Origin of the sequence: Saccharothrix sp. 6-C (genome assembly GCF_016695385.1) — a bacterium.
In the GTDB taxonomy this organism is placed as follows: Bacteria; Actinomycetota; Actinomycetes; order Mycobacteriales; family Pseudonocardiaceae; genus Actinosynnema; species Actinosynnema texasense.
The window spans coordinates 1,794,690-1,813,400 of the sequence record NZ_CP064192.1 but is presented as its reverse complement, the minus strand read 5'-3'; the positions used below and the strand labels follow the sequence as shown (position 1 = coordinate 1,813,400).

The window sequence follows — 18,711 nt, the reverse complement described above, 5'->3', positions numbered from 1 at the left end:
TGGATGGAATAGCGATGTCCGTTTCCCCGCGCCGATGCTAACCAGGCTCTCCGGCTGGGGCCGGACCTCGCCGACGGTCGCCCGGGTCGTTTCACCGCGCGATGTCGAGACCCTCGCGAACGTGCTGGAACAATCGCGCGAGCGCGGCGTGATCGCCCGCGGCCTCGGCCGCAGCTACGGCGACCCGGCGCAGAACGCGGGCGGCGTCGTGCTGGACATGACCCGGTTCGACCGCATTCGCCGGGTCGAGGTGGACGACGGCCTCGTCGACGTCGAGGCGGGCGTTTCGCTGGACGCCCTGGTGCGGGCGCTGCTGCCGCTCGGGCTGTGGCCGCCGGTGCTGCCCGGGACGCGCCAGGTCACGGTGGGCGGCGCGATCGCCGCCGACGTGCACGGCAAGGGCCACCACGTCGTGGGCAGCTTCGGCGACCACGTGCGGTCGCTCGACCTGCTCACCGCGGACGGCTCGGTCCGCACGCTCACCCCCGACGGCGACGGCTCGGCGTTGTTCTGGGCGACCGTCGGCGGCATGGGCCTGACCGGCGTGGTGCTGCGCGCGACGCTGCGCGTCGTCCCGGTGGAGACCTCCTACTTCGTGGTGGACACCGAGCGCGCGGGCGACCTGGACGACCTGCTGGCCCGCCAGTCCGCCGACGACGACCGGTACGCCGAGTCGGTGTCGTGGTTCGACGCCACCGCCACCGGGTCGCGGCTGGGCCGGGGCGTGCTGACCAGGGCGAACCACGCCCGGCTCGACGACCTGCCGGCCAAGCTGCGGCGCGACCCGCTGGCGTTCGACGCGCCGCGGCTGTTCACCGTGCCGGACGTGCTGCCGTCCGGGCTGCTCAACCGGGCGACCGGCCGGGCGTTCAGCGAGCTCTGGTACCGCAGGTCGCCGACCCGGCACGGGCAGGTGCAGAACATCACGGAGTTCCTGCACCCGCTCGACGTGGTCGGCGAGTGGAACCGGGGCTACGGCCCGCGCGGGTTCGTCCAGTACCAGTTCGCGGTGCCGTTCGCCGCGGTCGACGTGATCCGGCGGGCGGTGCGGCGGATCGCCTCGTCCGGACACGTGTCGGCGTTGAACGTGCTCAAGCGGTTCGGGCCGGGCAACCGCGCGCCGCTGTCGTTCCCCGCGCCGGGCTGGACGCTGTGCGTGGACCTGCCGGTCCGGCCGGGCCTCGGCGAGCTGTGCGACGAGCTGGACGAGCTGGTGCTCGGCGCGGGCGGGCGGCACTACCTGGCCAAGGAGTCGCGGACCACGGCCGAGGCCGTCCGGCGCGGCTACCCCCGATTCGCGGAGTGGCGCGCGGTGCGCGCTTCGGTCGACCCGGACGGCGTTTTCGCGTCCGACATGTCCAGGAGGTTGGAGCTGTGATCGACGCGGTGGGCAATCCGCAGGCCCTGCTGGTGCTGGGCGGCACGTCCGAGATCGCGCTGGCGGTGGTCCGGCGCTACACCGCCGCCCGCAAGCCGCGCGTGGTCCTGGCCGCCCGGCCCTCGCCCCGCCGGGACGCGGCGGTGGCCGAGCTGGCGGCGGCGGGCGTGCCGGTGACGGCGGTGGACTTCGACGCGCGTGACGTCGCCGGGCACCCCGCCGCGCTGGACAAGGCCTTCGCCGACGGCGGGATCGACGTGGCGCTGGTGGCGTTCGGGGTGCTGGGCGACGCCGAGCGCGCCTGGCAGGACCCGGCGGCGGCGGTCGAGCTGGCCGAGGTCAACTACACCGGCGCGGTGTCGGTCGGCGTCGGGCTCGCCGAACGGCTGCGCGAGCAGGGGCACGGCGTGATCGTGGCGCTGTCCTCGGTGGCGGGCGAGCGGGTGCGGCGGTCGAACTTCGTCTACGGGTCGACCAAGGCCGGGATGGACGCGTTCTACCTGGGGCTGGGCGAGGCGCTGCGCCCGCACGGCGTCACCGTCACGGTGGTGCGGCCGGGGTTCGTGCGCACCCGGATGACCGAGGGCCTGCGGCCGGCGCCGTTGTCGAGCACCGCCGAGCAGGTGGCCGAGGTGGTCGTGCACGCGGTCCGCGACCGGCGCGAGCTGGTGTGGGCGCCCGCGCCGCTGCGCCTGGTGATGTCGGCGCTGCGGCACCTGCCCCGCGCCGTGTTCCGGAGGTTGCCGGCATGACCGCGACGACCGTTCCGGAGCAGCGCGCCGCCGACGTCCCGCCGGCGGGTCGGGCGCGCCGCGGGCGGTGGGTCGCCCCGGTGGCCGGCGGCACGGCGCTGATCGCGGCGCACGGCGCGCTGTACGGCAACTGGCTGGTGGACGACGCGGCGATCACCTTCGCGTACGCGCGCACGATCACCGACGGCGCGGGCGCGGTGCTGCAACCGGGCGCCGAGCCGGCGGAGGCGTACTCGAACCCGGCCTGGTTGGCGTTGCTGGCGCTGGGCCGGGTGGTGGGCCTGTTCGACCGCGGCTCGATCTTCGGCGTGCCGGACTACGTGCTGTTCCCGAAGGCGCTCGCGGTGCTGTGCTGCGCGGGCGTGCTGCTGGCGTGCCACACCGCCGCGCGCCGGGTGTTCCGCCGGCCGGGGCTGGTGACGGTGGCGTTCGGCGCGGTGCTGGCGGCGGTGCCCTCGTTCGTCATCTGGGTGTTCTCCGGGTTGGAGAACCCGCTGTACGCGCTGGTGACGTGCTGGCCGGCGGTGGTGCTGTCGGGGGCGGTGCTGGACGACCGGCTGCTGTCCGGGCGGGTCGCCGTCCTGGTCGGGGCGCTGGTCGCGGTGGCCGCGCTGACCCGGCCGGACGGGCTGGTCTACGCCGGGGCGTACCCGTTGCTGGTGCTGCTGACGGCGCGCCGGGCGGGGCTCGCGGCGGCGGCGCGGTCGGTGGCGTTGTCCACGGCGGCGTTCCTGGTGCCGTTCGGCGCTTACGTGCTGTGGCGGCGGGTGGAGTTCGGCCGGTGGCTGGCGCTGCCCGCGTCGGCGAAGAGCCAGGACCCGCCCGACCTCGCGCAGTTCACCCGGGTGGGCGAGCTGGTGCAGTACGCGGGGGCGTTGGCCGTGCTGGTGGTGGCGGCGTGCGCGGGGATGGCGCTGGCGCGGGGTTCCCGGCTGGGTTCGGCGCTGGTCGCGCTGCTGGTGCCGCTGGGGTTGTCGTCGGTGGCGTTCGCGGTACTGGCGCACGACTGGATGGGCGAGCTGCGGTTCGCCACGCCGGTGTGGGTGCTGGGCGCGCTGGTCGCGGTCTTCGCCGTGGCGCGGGTGCTGGGACGTGGCACCGCGCGGCGGCGCGCGGTGCTGTCGGTGCTCCTCGCCGTCGCGCTGCTGCCGTCGGCGGCCCGCTTCACCGCCGCCGCCCGCGAGTTCCGCGCCGCGCCGACCGTGCCGATGTGCCTGGTGGTCGAGATGTACGGGCGCGGCTTCAACGGTCTGGCGGACGTCCTCGGGGTCGAGCGCGGCAGCCTGCTGCTGCCGGACGTCGGCGGCGCCGCGCTGACGTCCCGGCTCGCCCTGGTCGACCTCGCCGGCCTGGCCGAGCCGAGGCTGGCGGACCTGTGGGGCGCCCGCGACGTGGCCGGGCTGCGGGACTACGTGTTCGACCGGGTCAAGCCGACGTTCATCCACTCGCACGAGGGGTGGTCGCAGACCACCGGCATCGCGGACGACCCGAGGATGGCGGCGGACTACTACGTGCTCTCGGCGGGCCGGACCGCGCAGGACTGGGTGCGCCGGGACGCGGTCGCGGACGGTGCGCGGCTGGCCGAGCTGCGCGACTACGTCCGGACCGAGCTGGCCGCCGCCACCCGTGCCGGGCTGGACGCGCCGCGGAGCCGGTGCGGCCCGACCCTCCGCCCCGGTCAACGACTCGGCCGATGACCCGGCCGGCCACCCGTCCCGCCGACCCGCCACCGCCACCACAGCCGGCACGACCGGCCGCACCGCACCACCGGCACCCGCCCGCACCACGTCCGCCCGCACGTCGCGCCACCGACCGCAGGAGAGCCGCCATGTCTGCCGAGATCACCGTCCTGAGCCAGGTGCAGAGCGCGCTCGGCCACCGGCTGGTGGTGGCGTCGGCGCGAGGGCTGTCGTGGTTCGGCGAGCACGGCGCCGGGTGGTTGGCGCTGGGGCTCGCGGGCGCGGCGGTGGATCGGGGGCGGCGGCGGGACTGGTTGGTGGCGACCGCCGGGGTCGCCGGGTCGCACGCGGTCGCCGTCGCGGTCAAGCGGGTGGTCCGGCGGCGGCGGCCGGACCACGGGTCGGTCGCCGTGCTGGTCCGGACGCCCAGCCGGCTGAGCTTCCCGTCCGCGCACGCCGTGTCGACCGCCGCCGCCGCGGTGCTGTTCTCCGGGCTCACCGGGCGGCGGCTGGAACCGGTGCTCGTGCCGCCCATGCTGGTGTCCCGGCTGGTGCTCGGCGTGCACTACCCCACCGACGTGGTGGCGGGCGCGGCGTTGGGCGCGGTGCTCGGCGGGCTCGTCCGCCGCCGGCTCGACGGCGGTGCGGCCGGATGAGCGGCGCCACCGCCACCCGACCCGCCGGCGCGGCCGTCGGGCTGCTCCACGCGGCCCGGCCGCACCAGTGGGTGAAGAACTTCCTCGTGCTGGCCGCGCCGTTCGCGGCGAACCGGCTCGGTGAGCCGGCCGTGCTGCTGGACACCGGGCTGGCCCTGGTCGCGTTCTGCCTCGCGGCTTCCGCGGTGTACCTCGTCAACGACGCGATCGACGTGGACGCCGACCGCGCCCACCCGACCAAGCGGCACCGCCCGATCGCGGCCGGCGCGGTCTCGGCGCGCACGGCGTGCGTCACGGCGGCGGCGCTGTTCGCCGCGGCCGTCGGTGTCGCCCTGTGCTCCGGCCCGCCGCTGGTCGTGGTGATCGGCGTCTACTGCGCCGCGCAACTGGGCTACTGCCTCGGGTGGAAGCACCAGCCGGTGATCGACCTGTGCATCGTCGCGTCGGGGTTCCTGCTGCGCGCCATCGCGGGCGGCATCGCGGCCGGCATCCCGCTGTCGCAGTGGTTCCTGCTGGTGACGGCGTTCGGCTCGCTGTTCATGGTGGCGGGCAAGAGGTACGCCGAGATCGTGCTGTTCGAGCGGACGGGCGCGGAGATCCGCGCGTCGCTGCGCCGCTACTCGGCCAGCTACCTGCGGTTCGTGTGGGCCACCGCCGCCGCGATCATGATCCTGGCCTACGCGCTGTGGGCGTTCGAGATGCGGGAGCGGGCCGACTACGACGCCGGCTGGGCGATGCTGTCGATCGTGCCGTTCGTGGTGGCCGTGCTGCGGTACGCGGTCGACGTGGACGACGGCGGCGCGGGCGAGCCCGAGCGCATCGCCCTGCGCGACCACGTGCTCCAGGTGATCGGGGCCTGCTGGGTGGTCTCGCTCGCGCTGTCGATCTACGCGTGACGGACGCGGCCGGGGCCGCCCCTCGCAGGAGGGACGGCCCCGGTCGTGGTGATCGGTGACGAGGTGATCAGGCGGTGGGCGCCAGGTAGAGCAGGCGGTTCGGGGAACCGGTGCCCGGGCTGCCCACCACGCTCGGGGTGGCCTGACCGGTCAGGTAGCTGGCCACCTGGGCCGGGGTGGCCGACCGGTTGTTCTGCAGGTAGCGGGCCGCCGCGCCGGCGACGTGCGGCGTCGCCATCGAGGTGCCGCTGATGGTGTTGGTGGCCGAGTCGCTGGTGTTCCACGCCGAGGTGATCGACGTGCCGGGCGCGAAGATGTCCAGCACCGAGCCGTAGTTCGAGTAGCTGGCGCGGGCGTCGGTGTTGGTGGTCGCGCCCACCGTGATGGCGGCGGCGACGCGGGCCGGCGAGAAGCTGGACGCGTTGGCGTTGCTGTTGCCCGCCGCGATGGCGTAGGTGACGCCCGCCGAGATCGAGCGGCTGACGGCCGAGTCGATCGTGGTGGAGACGCCGCCGCCGAGGCTCATGTTCGCGACGGCCGGCTTGACGTGGTTGTTGGTCACCCAGTCGATGCCCTCGATCACGTCGGCGAGGGTGCCGCTGCCGGCGTTGTTCAGCACGCGCACGCCGTAGATCGTCGCGCCCTTGGCGACGCCGTACTGGCTGCCCGCGATGGTGCCGGCGACGTGCGTGCCGTGGCCGTTGCCGTCCTGGGCGACGCTGTCGTTGTCGACCGCGTCGTAGCCGTTGCGGGCCCGACCGCCGAACGTGCTGTGGGAGATGCGGACGCCGGTGTCGATGACGTAGACGTTCACGCCGGTGCCGGTCGAGGTGTAGCTGTAGGACGAGTTCAGCGGCAGGTTGCGCTGGTCGATGCGGTCCAGGCCCCACGACGGCGGGTTGGTCTGCGTCGCCTGCGTGGTGAAGACCTGGTCCTGCTCGACGTACTCGACGGCCGGGTTGGCCGCGAGCCGCTTGGCCGCCTTCTCCGGCAGCGAGACGGCGAAGCCGTTCAACACGGTGCGGTACACGGTGTCGACCTGGCCGCCGTACTGGTTCGCCAGGCTCTGCGGGGACGCGGAGGCGCCGTCCTTGAGCTTGACGACGAAGTGGTTCTGGACCTTGTTCGCCGCGTCGGCGGCGCGGATCTCGCCCTCGGCGGCCTGCGCCGGGGCGGCCAACAGGGAGGACGCGGTGACGGCGAGCGCCGTGACCCCGACCCCGGCCAGGACCCGGACCTGTCGTGACTGTCGCATGCGGGATTCCGTTCTTGAACGGTGACCCCAACTCACCCCGAGGAGCTGTGCAGGGCTCGGGGGTGACGTTGGGCCACCTTGCCCTCGCTGACAGTCATCACCGTAGGCAACCGACGCGTTAACTCGGAAGTGTGAACATTTGCCAGTTGAGCGGTCACCGTCAATAAACCGCCTGACCTGCGTCTTCCCATAATCCGGGCGCGGTCGGGTGAGCGCGGCGCTACCGTCCGGACATGCGTTTGGAACCGGTCACCGAGGACAACTACCGGGCCGTCATCGGCCTGGAGGTCCACGAGGAGCAGCGGGCGTTCGTCGCGACGAACCTCAAGTCGATCGCGGACGCCTGGATCTACCGCCCGAAGCTGCAACCCCTTGCGCTGTACGGCGCAGCGGAGCTCGTCGGCTTCACCCTCCTGGAGCGCGACCGGCCCGAGGTGCTGCACATCGTCCGGTTCATGGTCGACCGACGCGCGCAGGGCCGCGGGCTGGGCCGCAAGGGCCTGGCCGCGATCGCCGACGTGGCGCGCGCCGAGGGCCGCACCGAGCTGGTGCTGAGCGTCGTGCCCGGCAACGCGGTGGCCCGCGGCCTGTACGCGGCGTTCGGCTTCACCGACACCGGCGAGGTGGACGGCGGCGAGCTCGTGATGCGCCACGAGCTCGCCCCGTCGACCCCGTCGGCTCACCTCGCCGAGCAGTAGGTCACCGGACGGGCGACCAGTACAGCAGTCGGCCCCACGACAGCGGCGTCGCCTCGGAGACGACCGCCGAGTGCACCTGCGCGGGGGTGGCGGTCGGGTTGAGCTGGAGGAAGCGCAGCGTCACGCCGGTGACGTACGCGGTGGACAGCGACGTGCCGCTGAGCGTGTTCGTGGCGGTGTCGCCGGAGTTCCACGCCACGGTGACGCTCACGCCGGGCGCGTAGACGTCGACCACCGAGCCGTAGTTGGAGAACGTGGCCCGGGTGTCGGTCCTGGTGGCCGCGCCGGAGGTGAGCGCCTCCCGCACGCGGGCGGGCGAGAAGTTGGCCGCGTCGGCGTTGCTGCCGCCCGCCGTGACCGATGCCGTGACGCCCGCGGCGATCAGCCGGCGCACCGCGTCGTCCATCGCGGTGGACGCGCCGCCGCCCAGGCTGAGGTTGGCCGAGGCGGGCTTGACGTGGTTGCGCGCCACCCAGTCGATGCCCGCCAGCACGCCCGCGGTCGTGCCGCTGCCGGAGCCGTTGAGCACCCGGACGCCGCACACCGCCGCCTGCTTCGCGACGCCGTTCACGCTGCCCGCGATGAGGGACGCGACGGCCGTGCCGTGGCCGTTGTCGTCCTGCGGCACGGTGTCGTTGTCGATCACGTCGTAGCCCGGGCACGTGCGGCCCGAGAACTCGGCGTGCGTGGTCCGGATGCCCGTGTCGATCACGTACGCGCGGGTGCGCAGCCCGGTCGAGGTGTAGCTGTAGCCGCCGTCGACGGGCAGCGCGCGCTGGTCGATCCGGTCGAGGCCGAACGGCGCGTTGGGCTGGGTGGTGTGCGCCCGCACGACCTGGTCCTGCTCGACGTAGGCCACCGCCGGGTCGGCGGCGAGCCGGCGGGCCTGCTTCGCGGTCAACGTCGCGGCGAAGCCGTGCAGCGACGGGAACTCGCGGGAGACCCGGCCGTCGAGCCGGGCGGCGACCGCGCCGGCGGCGGCCGTGTCCGCGAGCTTGACGATGTAGCTGCCGGGCACGGCGGTGGCCGAGCCGGCGTGCAGGACGGCGCCTTCCGCTTGGGCGGGCGCGGTGAGGGTGACGGCGGCGAGAGCGGCGACGCCCAGGCCGGACAGCAGTGCTCGCATGGCGGGTTCCTTCGCAGGGTGAGGAGGGCGGGCGGTCACCGGGTGGGCGACCAGTGCAGGATCCGGCCGCCCCACGGTTGCGGTTGCGGGCCGGTCAGCTCGGTGTGCACCAGGGCGGGTGGCGCGGTGGGAGCGGACTGGAGGTACCGGGCGGCGACACCGGTGACGAACCCGGTCGCCATGGAGGTGCCGCTGAGCGTGTTCGTGGCGGTGTCGCCGGTGTGCCACGCCGACGTGATGCCGACGCCGGCCGCGTACAGGTCCACGCCCGCGCCGTGGTTCGAGAACGAGGCCCTGGCGTCGGTCTGCGCGTGGGCGCCCGACGTGATCGCCTCGGCGACCCGGGCGGGCGAGGTGCTGCCGACACCGGTGTTGCCGCCGCCCGCGGTGACCGACGCGGTGATGCCCGAGGCGATCAGCCGGCGCACCGCGTCGTCCAGCGCGGTGGACGCGCCGCCGCCCAGGCTGAAGTTCGCCACGGCGGGCCGGCTCGCGTTCAGCCGCACCCAGTCCACGCCCGCGATGACGCCGGCGACCGTGCCGCTGCCCTGGCCGTCGAGCACGCGCACGCCCGCCACCCGCGCGCCCTTCGCCACGCCGTGCGTGCGGCCGGCGATGATGCCCGCGACGTGCGTGCCGTGGCCGTTGTCGTCCTGGGCGACGGGGTCGTTGTCCACCGCGTCGTAGCCGTGCACGGCCCGGCCGCCGAACTCGACGTGCGTGACCCGGATGCCGGTGTCGATCACGTAGGCGGTGACGCCGGCGCCGGTGGTGGCGTAGCTGTAGGTGGTGTCCAGCGGCAGGGCGGCCTGGTCGACGCGGTCCAGGCCCCACGGCGCGCCGGTCTGGGTGGTGTGCGCCCGCACGACCTGGTCCTGCTCGACGTAGGCCACCGCCGGGTCGGCGGCGAGCCGGCGGGCCTGCTCCGGGGTGAGCGACGCGGCGAAGCCGCCGAACGCGGCGTACTCGCGGGTCACCCGCCCGGCGAGGCGACTCGTCACGGCGCCGGCCGCGGCGAGGTCCGCGAGCTTGACGATGTAGCTGCCCGGCACGGCGGTGGCCGAGCCCGCGTGCAGGACGGCGCCCTCGGCGTACGAGGGCGCGGGGAGCAGGGTGAGGGTCAGCGCGGCCACGGCGACGCCCGGTAAGAGCTTTCGCATACGGCTTTCCTTTGCGGGGTAAGGGATCCCCGGCGCGGATCACGCGCGGGGCTGCCAGTGTGCCGAACCCGGCGCGGCGGAGGCCCGTCCGGGAGGCGGGTCGGTTCGGGGAACCACCGACCGGGATCGTCGGCGCGAGATCGCCGGGACGGGACCGCACTACGGCGGAGAAGCGCGCGCGGCGAACTCGGACAACGTGATTGAGAAGCGATTCAACGCTGTGGAGAAAATACGGCCGAAGGGTCCGCCGAAACGAGAGGCGAGCGTCTCCGGGCCCACTGCGGAGAAGTTCTTCGGGATGACCGCGCATCGGTTGGGCCGGCGATCCGCGGCCGGGGCGGCGCGGGTCACCACCCCGACGATCGGCGCGAGGTCCACCACCAGCGGCGACACCGGGCCGCGAGTATTGTCCCGACGGTCAACGTGAGCTTGGGCATAGGCGTTTCCGTCCTGGTCGCGCACGGTCGCCGGCACCGGTCGGGCCAGTGGTCGGAGGCCGCGGTCACGCGGGGTGTGCCAGGCGTCACCCCACGTACCCGAGGTTATGGGCCGGGTCGGCTACCGGGAAGCGACCGGATGCCCGAGCGCGGTGCGGCGATCGCGGTAGCGGACGCCTTCACACCCCCGCTCCCACCAGCTGTTAATGAGAATTCAAACATTCCACAGCCAACCGGATTTACGGTCCGTTTCGGTCAAATTCGGGGCGGGAAACCCGATCGGCTGTACCGCGCCGGCGATTTCGCACGATAACGTCGCTCGCCTTGTCCTTGGGAGAACGGAGCGAAGATGCCTACGCCAGTCGTCGGACCGGAATCGCGGACGCGCGATCCCCGACGGATCGAAGCGGGGGCCGACCCCTTCGCGGACGCATTGCGTGCGGCGATCCGCGCCAAAGGGCTCAGCCTGGAACGCATCCAGCACAAGCTGCGGGCGCGCGGCGTGGCGGTCAGCATCGCCGCGCTGAGCTACTGGCAGTCCGGCCGCAGGCGGCCGGAACGACCGGACTCGCTCACCGCCGTCAGCCACCTGGAGGAGATCCTGGACGTCGGCGCGGGCGGGTTGAGCTCCCTGCTCGGACCACCGCGGCCACGCGGCAAGGCCCGACCGCGCACCCGCGTGTCCGGCCCCGAGGGGTGGGTCGGCGAGAGCGACTACGCGACCATCGCGGAACTGCTGGCCGACGTCGACACCAGCACCGACCAGGACCTCACCCGGCTCAGCCTGCGCGACCAGGTGGAGCTCGCGATGGACGGCAGCACGCGCCGGGTGCGGTCGCGCCAGGTGCTGCGCGCCGAGCGCTCGGGCGTCGACCGGGTCCTGCTCGGCTACGACACCCGGCTGCCCGGCGACCCGCTGCCGGTCATCGGCACGCTGCGCTCGTGCAGACTCGGGCGGGTTTCCGCCGACCCGCGCAACGGCCTGATGGTCGCCGAACTGCTGCTCGACCGCCCGCTGCGCCGGGGCGAGCGGACGGCCGTCGAGTACGAGCTGATCCACGTGGCGCCGCACCACCCCACGTTCGACAACACGCACTCGCGGCGGTTCCGCCACCCCGTGCGCGAGTACGTCCTGGAGGTCCGGTACGACTCACGGTGCCGACCCGCGCGTTGTGAACAGTTCACGACCGGTTTGACCGGTGAAGGACCGACCGACGTGCGCGAGACCCCGGTGGACACCTGGGGCTACGCGTACGCGGTCGCGCTGGACTTCGGTCCCGGCGTAGTCGGCCTGCGCTGGGAATGGACCTGACTCAGTAGGAGCGCGGCAACCTCAGCGTGTGCTGCGCCACGAAGTTGAGGATCATCTCCCGGCTGACCGGGGCGATGCGGGACAACCGGGACGCGGCCAGCATGGCGCCGAGTCCGTAGTCGGACGACAGCCCGTTGCCGCCGTGGACCTGGATGGCCTGGTCCACCGCACCCGCCACCGCCTCCCCCGCCGCGTACTTGGCCATGTTGGCCGCCTCACCAGCAGCCCGGTCCTCCCCAGCGTCGTAGAGAGCCGCGGCCTTCTGGGTCATCAGCCTCGCCAGCTCGACCTGGATCGCGCACTGCGCCAACGGGTGCGCGATGCCCTGGTGCGCGCCGATCGGCGTGTCCCAGACCGTCCTGGTGCGGGCGTACTCGCTCGCCTGGTCGAGTGCGCGGCGGGCCATGCCGGTGGCGAAGGACGCCGCCATGATCCGCTCCGGGTTCAGCCCGGCGAACAGCTGGGCCAACCCCGCGTCCTCGGAGCCGACCAGCGCGTCCGCCGGCAGGCGCACGTCGTCGAAGAAGCAGGTGAACTGCTTCTCGGGCGAGAGCACCTCCATCGGGATGTGCTGGTAGGTGAAGCCGGGCGCGTCGGTCGGCACGATCATCAAGGAGGGGAGCAGCCGCTGGCCGGTGGCGTCGACGTGCCGGGCGACGACCATGACCGCCTCGACCTCGTCGACGCCGGAGATGTAGGACTTGCCGCCGCCGAGGACCCACTCGTCGCCGTCGCGGTGGACGGCGGTGGCGAGCTTGTGCGAGTTGGAGCCCGCGTCGGACTCGGTGATGGCGAAGGCCATCTTGGTGGTGCCGTCGGCGAACCCGGGCAGCCACCGCCGCTTCTGCTCGGCGGTGCCGAACCGGGAGATGATCGTGGCGCAGATGGCGGGCGAGACGACCGTCAGCAGCAGCGGGCAGCCCGCCCTGGCCAGCTCCTCGCACACCGCGGCCAGGTCGCCGATCCCGCCGCCACCGCCGCCGTACTCCTCGGGCACGGCCACGCCGAGGTAGCCCAGCTCGCCCGCCTCGGCCCACAGCTCGTCGGTCTTCTCCCCCGCCTTGGCCTTGGCGGTGAAGTACTCGTGGCCGTACTTGCCGGCGAGGTCGGCGACGGCCCTGCGCAACGCCTGCCGCTCCTCGCTCTCGGTGAAGTTGATCGTCATGACCCGCCCGTCCTCCCGGTCGACCCCTCGCGCGGCTCTCCGGCCACGACCGCGAGCACGTCGCCCGCGTCGACCTGTTGCCCCGCCTGCACGAGCACTTCCGCGACCGCGCCGCCGGTGGTGGCGAGCACGCGGTGCTCCATCTTCATCGCTTCCAGCACCAGCAGCTCCGCGCCGGCCTCGACCCGTTGCCCCGGCTCGACCGCGACCCGCACCACCGTGCCGGGCATCGGCGCGACGGTCGCGCCTTCGGCGAGGGTGGCCCGCGGCTCCGGGAACCGGGGCAGGAGGTCGAGCGACACCGGACCCACCTCGACCCGGTCGCCGTACACCGCCACGGGGTACGTCGTGCGCACGCCGTCGCGCTCGAACGTCACCGCGTCGGGCGAAGCGGCGACGACCGCCAGGTCCAGGCTCGTCCGCACGCCCTCGCGGGTGTGCCGGTAGTCGACCTCGACCTGGTCGTCGCCGTGCGCGAACACGGCTCGCTGCGGCTGGGACGCGAGGTTGCGCCAGCCCGGCGGGAGGCTGGTGCGCCGCCGTTCGGCGAGCGCGAGGGCGGCGGCGAGCGCGGCGGGCCGGACGTCGACCGGTCCGGGGGTGGTGAGGCCGTGCTCGTCGAGGAACCCGGTGTGCGTGGCGCCCGCGCCGAACGCGGGGTGCCGCAGCGTGCGGACCAGCAGGTCGCGGTTGGTGACCAGGCCGTGCAGCTCGGCGCGGTCGAGGGCGGCGGCCAGCTTGCGGACCGCCGCGTGCCGGGTCGGCGCCCAGGCGATCACCTTGGCCAGCATGGGGTCGTAGTGCACGCCGACCTCGCTGCCGTCCTCCACGCCGCTGTCCACGCGCACGCCGCCCGGCACGGCGAACCGGTGCAGGGTGCCGCTCGCGGGCCGCCAGTCGTGCGCGGGGTCCTCGGCGTAGAGGCGGGCTTCGACGGCGTGGCCGTTCGGGGCGGGCAGTTCGGCGGGCAGGCGGGCGCCTTCGGCGACGGCGAGCTGCCAGGCGACCAGGTCGACGCCGAACACCTCCTCGGTGACCGGGTGCTCCACCTGCAGGCGGGTGTTGACCTCCAGGAAGTGGAACGAGCCGTCGTCGGTGAAGAGGAACTCCACCGTGCCCGCGCCGACGTACCCGATGGCCTCGGCGGCGCTGGTGGCGGCGGCGAACAGCCGCTCGCGGGCCTGCGGTGTCACGGCCGGGCTCGGCGTCTCCTCGATGATCTTCTGGTGGCGGCGCTGGATGGAGCACTCCCGCTCGCCCAGCGCCCACACCGTGCCGTGCGCGTCGGCGAGGATCTGCACCTCGACGTGCCGCGCGTGCTCCAGCAGGGGTTCGCAGAAGACGGTGCCGTCGCCGAACGCCGACTCGGCCTCGCGGCGGGCGGCGGCCACCTGCTCCGCCAGCTCGGACGCGGACCGCACCACGCGCATCCCGCGCCCGCCGCCGCCGGCGGAGGCCTTGACGAGCAGGGGGAACTCGTCGGCCGACCCGGGGTCCAGCTCGGGCAGCACCGGCACGCCCGCCGCCGCCAGCCTCTTCTTCGCCGCGACCTTCGACCCCATCGCGTCGATGACCTCGGGGTCGGGCCCGACCCACGTCAGCCCGGCGGCGAGGACGGCGCGGGCGAAGGAGGCGTTCTCGGACAGGAACCCGTACCCGGGGTGCACCGCGTCCGTGCCGGCCGCGAGCGCGGCGGCCACCAGCAGGTCGGCGCGCAGGTAGGTGTCGGCCGGGGCCGCGCCGGGCAGCCGGACCGCCGCGTCCGCCTCCCGGACGTGCGGCGAGCGCTCGTCGGGGTCGGAGAACACGGCGACCGGCGAGATGCCGACCTCGCGGCACGTGCGGATCACCCGGCGGGCGATCTCGCCCCGGTTGGCGATCAACAGCTTGCGGATCATCGTGTCCCTCACATCCGGAAGACGCCGTAGCGGTCCGCGCCCTCGACCGGTCCGCTGTGGATGGCCGACAGGCACAGGCCCAGCACGGTGCGGGTGTCGCGGGGGTCGATCACGCCGTCGTCGTAGAGGCGGCCGGACAGGAAGGCGGCCAGGGACTGCTGCTCGATCTGGCCCTCGACCATCTCGCGCATGGCCGCGTCGTGCTCCTCGCGGTAGTCCTGGCCCTTCGCGGCGGCCGCCTGGCGGGCCACGATCGACAGCACCCCGGCCAGCTGCTTCGGGCCCATCACGGCCGACTTGGCGTTCGGCCAGGTGAACAGGAACCTCGGGTCGTAGGCCCGACCGCACATGCCGTAGTTGCCCGCGCCGTACGACGCGCCCATCACCACGGTCAGGTGGGGCACGCGGCTGTTCGACACGGCGTTGATCATCATCGCGCCGTGCTTGATGATCCCGCCCTGCTCGTACCGCGCGCCGACCATGTACCCGGTCGTGTTCTGCAGGAACAGCAGCGGCGTGTCGCTCGCGTTCGCCAGCTGGATGAACTGCGCGGCCTTCTGCGCCTCTTCGCTGAACAGCACGCCGCGCGCGTTGGCCAGCACCCCGATCGGGTACCCGTGCAGATCGGCCCACCCCGTCACGAGGCTGCCGCCGTAGTCGGGCTTGAACTCGTCGAACCGCGACCCGTCCACGATCCGGGCGATCACCTCGCGCGGGTCGAACGGGACGCGCAGGTCCGCCGGCACCAGCCCGAGCAGGTCCTCCTCGTCGTGCCGCGGCGGCTCGACGGCCTTCGGCGCGGGACCGCGCTTGCGCCAGTTGAGCCGGGCCACCACGCGGCGGGTCAGCCGGAGCGCGTCCACCTCGTCCTCGGCCACGAAGTCGGCCAGCCCGGACGTCGTGCCGTGCATCCGCGCGCCGCCGAGCGACTCGTCGTCGGACTCCTCGCCCGTGGCCATCTTCACCAGCGGCGGCCCGCCGAGGAACACCTTCGAGCGGTCCTTGATCATCACCACGTAGTCCGACATGCCCGGCACGTACGCCCCGCCTGCGGTCGCGTTGCCGAACACCGCGCTGATCGTCGGGATGCCCGCCGCCGACAGCCGGGTCAGGTCCCGGAACGCCCGACCGCCCGGGATGAAGATCTCGCTCTGGCTCGGCAGGTCCGCGCCGCCGGACTCGACCAGCCCGATCAGCGGCAGCCGGTTCTGCAGGGCGATGTCGTTGGCCCGGAACGTCTTGCGCAACGTCCACGGGTTGCTCGCGCCGCCCCGCACGGTCGGGTCGTTGGCCACGATGACGCACTCGACGCCCTCGACCACCCCGATCCCGGTGACCACGCTCGCGCCCACGGGGTAGTCGGTGCCCCACGCGGCCAGCGGCGACAGCTCCAGGAACGGGCTGTCCGGGTCCACCAGCAGCTCGATCCGCTCGCGGGCCAGCAGCTTGCCGCGCCGGTGGTGCCGCTCGGTGTACTTCGGCCCGCCGCCCGCCAACGCCTTGGCCTGCTCGACGTCCAGCTCGGCGATCCTGGCCAGCAACGCCTCCCGGTTCTCGGCGTACCCCGGCGACCGGCGGTCCACCGCCGTGCGCAACACACTCATGCCGTGTACCCCAATCGCCGTGCCGCCAGCTCCGTCATCACCTCGGTCGCGCCGCCCCCGATGCCGAGGATCCGCGCGTCCCGGTAGTGCCGCTCGACCTCGACCCCGCGGAGGTAGCCCGCGCCGCCGTGCAGCTGCACCGCCGCGTCCACGACGAACGAGCACGCCTCCACGGCCGCGTTCTTCGCGAAGCACACCTGCGCCACGACCTCCTCGCCGGCCAGCACCTTCGCCGCCACCTCCCGCGTGTACGCGCGGACGAGGTCGACGCGCTGCGCCATCTCCACCAGCCGGTGCCGGACCACCTGCCGCGCGATGAGCGGCTTGCCGAACGTCTCGCGCCGCCGCGCGTGGGCCAACGCCAGGTCGAGGCACCGCTGGGCGGTGGCGTAGGCCTGCACGGCCAGCGAGATCCGCTCCACCTGGAACTGCCGCATGACCAGCGCGAACCCGGCGTGCTCGACGCCGACCAGGTTCGCCACCGGCACCCGGGCGTCCACGAAGGACAGCTCGGCGGTGTCGGAGCAGTGCCAGCCCATCTTCTCCAGCCGCCGGTCCACCGCGAACCCCGGCGTGCCCTTCTCGACCACCAGCAGGCTGATGCCCTGGTAGCCCGGCCCGCCGGTGCGCACGGCCGTCGTCACGAAGTCCGCCCGGCCACCCGAGGTGATGAACGCCTTCGTCCCGTTCACCACGTAGTGGTCACCGTCGCGACGGGCCGTGGTGCGCAGGGCCGCCACGTCCGAACCACCACCCGGTTCGGTGATGGCGAGCGCCCCGATCAGCTCTCCCACCAACGTCGGCCGCACGAACCGGTCGATCAACGACGCGTCGCCGGAGTCCACGATGTGCGGTACCGCGATGCCGTGCGTGAGCAGCCCCGCGACCAGCCCGGACGACCCGCCGGCCTGGATCAGCTCCTCGGTGGCCACGACGGTGTCCAGCAGGTCGCCCGCGCCGCCGACGGCCTCGGGGAACCCGAGGCCGAGCAACCCGATCTCCGCCGCCGCGCGGTGCAGCGACCGGGGCAGCTCGCCGGCGCGCTCCCAGTCGGACAGGTGCGGCACGACCTCCCGCTCGGTGAACTTCCGCACCACCGCGCGCAGGTCGCGCCGCTCGGGCGTGTCGAACAACTCCGACGTGGTCGTCACAGCAGCGCCTCCGGGATCTCCACGTGCCGGGAGCGCAGCCACTCGCCCAGCCCCTTGGCCTGCGGGTCGAAGCGGGTGGACGACGCCACGCCGTCACCGAGCAGGCCGTGCAGCACGAAGTTCAGCGCGCGCAGGTTCGGCAGCTCGTGCCGGTCGACCTCGCCCGCCTCCGGCAGCAGCTCCTTCAGCCGTTCGACGGTCAGTTCCGCCCGCAGCCACTCGTACTGCGCGTCCGTGCGGACCCACACGCCGAGGTTGGCGTCACCGCCCTTGTCCCCCGAGCGCGCTCCGGCGACCAGACCCAGCGGCATCTTCTTCGGGGAGACCTTCTTCGGGGAAACGCTCATACCTCGACCACCTTCCCGTCCGGCAGCACGGCCCGGTGCGGCACCGACGACCGCGGCACGTACGCGGCCCGGTAGACGCCGAACGGCGTGCCGTCGCCGGGCGGCGCGGTGACGTGGAACCCGGGGTACGACGCCAGCGCCAGCTCGATCCCCGCCCGCGAGAACGCCTTGGCCCGCTTCGGGTCCGCCGTCTTGACGGTCACGTGCAGCAGCGCGCTCGCCGTCTCCTCGGTGGCCGCGTCGGCGTGATCGGTCCGGGCCAGCGTCCACGTCAGGTCCGCGGGCCCGATCGCCGACTCGAGCTGGCGCCGGACCAGGTCCGCCTTGGCCTCGACGTCCAGCCCGGTCAGCACGAACGTGGTGGAGTTGCGGAACCCGCCCAGCGCGTTGAGGCAGACCTTGAGCGTGTCCGGCGGCGCGGAGCCCTTCACCCCCGAGATCCGCACGCCCCGCTCGTGCGGGTCGAGCCGGATCGTGTCGAAGTGGCTGACCACGTCCGGTCCGAGGTAGGCGGGCGCGCCGATCTCGTAGAGCAGCTGCGCGGTGACGGTGTCGACGGTGACCGCGCCGCCCGTGCCGTCGTGCTTGGTGATGAGCGACGAGCCGTCCGCCTCGACCTCCGCGATCGGGAAACCGGGCCTGGCCGCGTCGATCGAGGTGAAGAACGAGTAGTTGCCGCCGGTGGCCTGCGTGCCGCACTCCAGCACGTGGCCGGCGACCGTCGCGCCGGCCAGCGCGTCGAAGTCCTCCCGGCCCCAGCCGAAGTGCGCGGCGGCCGGCCCGACGACCAGCGACGCGTCGGTGACCCGGCCGGTGACCACGACGTCCGCCCCCGCGGCCAGGCACTCGGCGATGCCCCACGCGCCGAGGTAGGCGTTGGCGGTCAACGCCTCCGGGAACCGCTCGCGCACGTCGTCGCCGGTCACGTGGGCGACCTTCGCGCCGAGCCCGAGCCGGTCGATCGCCTCGGCCAGCCCTTCCGGGTTCAGCCCGCCCGCGTTGGAGACGATCTTGACGCCGCGGGCCAGCGCGTCGGCCAGGTTCTCCTCCAACTGGCGCAGGAACGTGCGGGCGTAGCCGAGGTGGGCGTCCTTCACGCGGTCGCGGCCCAGGATGAGCATGGTGAGCTCGGCCAGGTAGTCGCCGGTGAGGACGTCCAGCTCGCCGTCGGTCAGCATCTCGCGGACGGCGGAGAAC

General features: G+C 73.7%; 15 protein-coding genes and 1 pseudogene. 7 read left to right on the top strand and 9 right to left on the bottom strand.

From position 1 onward, the window contains the following. The first annotated feature begins 34 nt into the window (after positions 1-34). From IOD16_RS08425 to IOD16_RS08405, 5 genes are all read left to right on the top strand, one after another. A complete protein-coding gene (locus tag IOD16_RS08425; protein WP_201439579.1) occupies positions 35-1,378 on the top strand; it encodes an FAD-binding oxidoreductase in 1,344 nt (447 codons plus the stop codon). Beyond that, positions 1,375-2,130, top strand: a complete 756-nt coding sequence (locus IOD16_RS08420) for a decaprenylphospho-beta-D-erythro-pentofuranosid-2-ulose 2-reductase (protein ID WP_201439578.1) — start codon at positions 1,375-1,377, stop codon at positions 2,128-2,130. The genes IOD16_RS08425 and IOD16_RS08420 overlap by 4 nt, the downstream gene beginning before the upstream one ends. Then, entirely contained in the window at positions 2,127-3,827 is a 1,701-nt protein-coding gene (locus tag IOD16_RS08415; RefSeq protein ID WP_201439577.1) for a hypothetical protein, read from the top strand. Before IOD16_RS08420 ends, IOD16_RS08415 begins: the two co-directional genes overlap by 4 nt. 131 nt (positions 3,828-3,958) lie before the next feature. Continuing rightward, positions 3,959-4,465, top strand: coding sequence for a phosphatase PAP2 family protein (locus tag IOD16_RS08410; protein ID WP_236594826.1), 507 nt, complete (start codon positions 3,959-3,961; stop codon positions 4,463-4,465). Next, positions 4,462-5,361 (top strand): decaprenyl-phosphate phosphoribosyltransferase, encoded by a 900-nt coding sequence (locus IOD16_RS08405; protein ID WP_201439575.1) that lies wholly within the window; start codon positions 4,462-4,464, stop codon positions 5,359-5,361. Before IOD16_RS08410 ends, IOD16_RS08405 begins: the two co-directional genes overlap by 4 nt. Positions 5,362-5,428: 67 nt before the next feature. Here the strand turns inward: IOD16_RS08405 and IOD16_RS08400 are convergent, their stop codons facing one another. After that, positions 5,429-6,616, bottom strand: a complete 1,188-nt coding sequence (locus tag IOD16_RS08400) for a S8 family peptidase (protein ID WP_123742779.1) — start codon at positions 6,614-6,616, stop codon at positions 5,429-5,431. Positions 6,617-6,849: 233 nt separating this feature from the next. Between IOD16_RS08400 and IOD16_RS08395 the strand changes: the two genes are divergently transcribed. Beyond that, positions 6,850-7,314 carry a GNAT family N-acetyltransferase gene (locus IOD16_RS08395; protein ID WP_201439574.1) on the top strand — a complete coding sequence of 155 codons (465 nt, stop codon included), beginning with the start codon at positions 6,850-6,852 and terminating at the stop codon, positions 7,312-7,314. A gap of 1 nt (position 7,315) precedes the next feature. Here IOD16_RS08395 and IOD16_RS08390 read toward each other — a convergent pair whose 3' ends face one another. The 3 genes from IOD16_RS08390 to IOD16_RS08380 form a co-directional block, all read right to left on the bottom strand. Next, a complete protein-coding gene (locus tag IOD16_RS08390; protein ID WP_201439573.1) occupies positions 7,316-8,440 on the bottom strand; it encodes a S8 family peptidase in 1,125 nt (374 codons plus the stop codon). A gap of 35 nt (positions 8,441-8,475) precedes the next feature. Further along, a complete protein-coding gene (locus tag IOD16_RS08385) occupies positions 8,476-9,600 on the bottom strand; it encodes a S8 family peptidase (protein WP_201439572.1) in 1,125 nt (374 codons plus the stop codon). A 159-nt stretch (positions 9,601-9,759) separates the two neighbouring features. Further along, positions 9,760-9,993, bottom strand: a complete 234-nt coding sequence (locus tag IOD16_RS08380; protein WP_201439571.1) for a hypothetical protein — start codon at positions 9,991-9,993, stop codon at positions 9,760-9,762. A gap of 393 nt (positions 9,994-10,386) precedes the next feature. Here IOD16_RS08380 and IOD16_RS08375 point away from each other — a divergent pair, with 393 nt between their 5' ends. Continuing rightward, positions 10,387-11,349 carry a hypothetical protein gene (locus tag IOD16_RS08375; RefSeq protein ID WP_123742783.1) on the top strand — a complete coding sequence of 321 codons (963 nt, stop codon included), beginning with the start codon at positions 10,387-10,389 and terminating at the stop codon, positions 11,347-11,349. Position 11,350: 1 nt separating this feature from the next. Here the strand turns inward: IOD16_RS08375 and IOD16_RS08370 are convergent, their stop codons facing one another. The 5 genes and pseudogenes from IOD16_RS08370 to IOD16_RS08350 form a co-directional block, all read right to left on the bottom strand. Further along, the gene (locus tag IOD16_RS08370; RefSeq protein WP_201439570.1) at positions 11,351-12,514 is read right to left on the bottom strand and encodes an acyl-CoA dehydrogenase family protein; all 1,164 of its coding nucleotides are present in this window, start codon (positions 12,512-12,514) and stop codon (positions 11,351-11,353) included. After that, entirely contained in the window at positions 12,511-14,412 is a 1,902-nt protein-coding gene (locus IOD16_RS08365) for an acetyl/propionyl/methylcrotonyl-CoA carboxylase subunit alpha (RefSeq protein WP_201439569.1), read from the bottom strand. Before IOD16_RS08365 ends, IOD16_RS08370 begins: the two co-directional genes overlap by 4 nt. 8 nt (positions 14,413-14,420) lie before the next feature. Beyond that, positions 14,421-16,016, bottom strand: coding sequence for an acyl-CoA carboxylase subunit beta (locus IOD16_RS08360; protein WP_123742784.1), 1,596 nt, complete (start codon positions 16,014-16,016; stop codon positions 14,421-14,423). Further along, positions 16,013-17,167, bottom strand: coding sequence for an acyl-CoA dehydrogenase family protein (locus IOD16_RS08355; protein ID WP_201439568.1), 1,155 nt, complete (start codon positions 17,165-17,167; stop codon positions 16,013-16,015). Before IOD16_RS08355 ends, IOD16_RS08360 begins: the two co-directional genes overlap by 4 nt. Continuing rightward, positions 17,164-18,692: pseudogene (locus tag IOD16_RS08350) on the bottom strand (acyclic terpene utilization AtuA family protein). Before IOD16_RS08350 ends, IOD16_RS08355 begins: the two are co-directional and overlap by 4 nt. Positions 18,693-18,711: the final 19 nt, after the last annotated feature.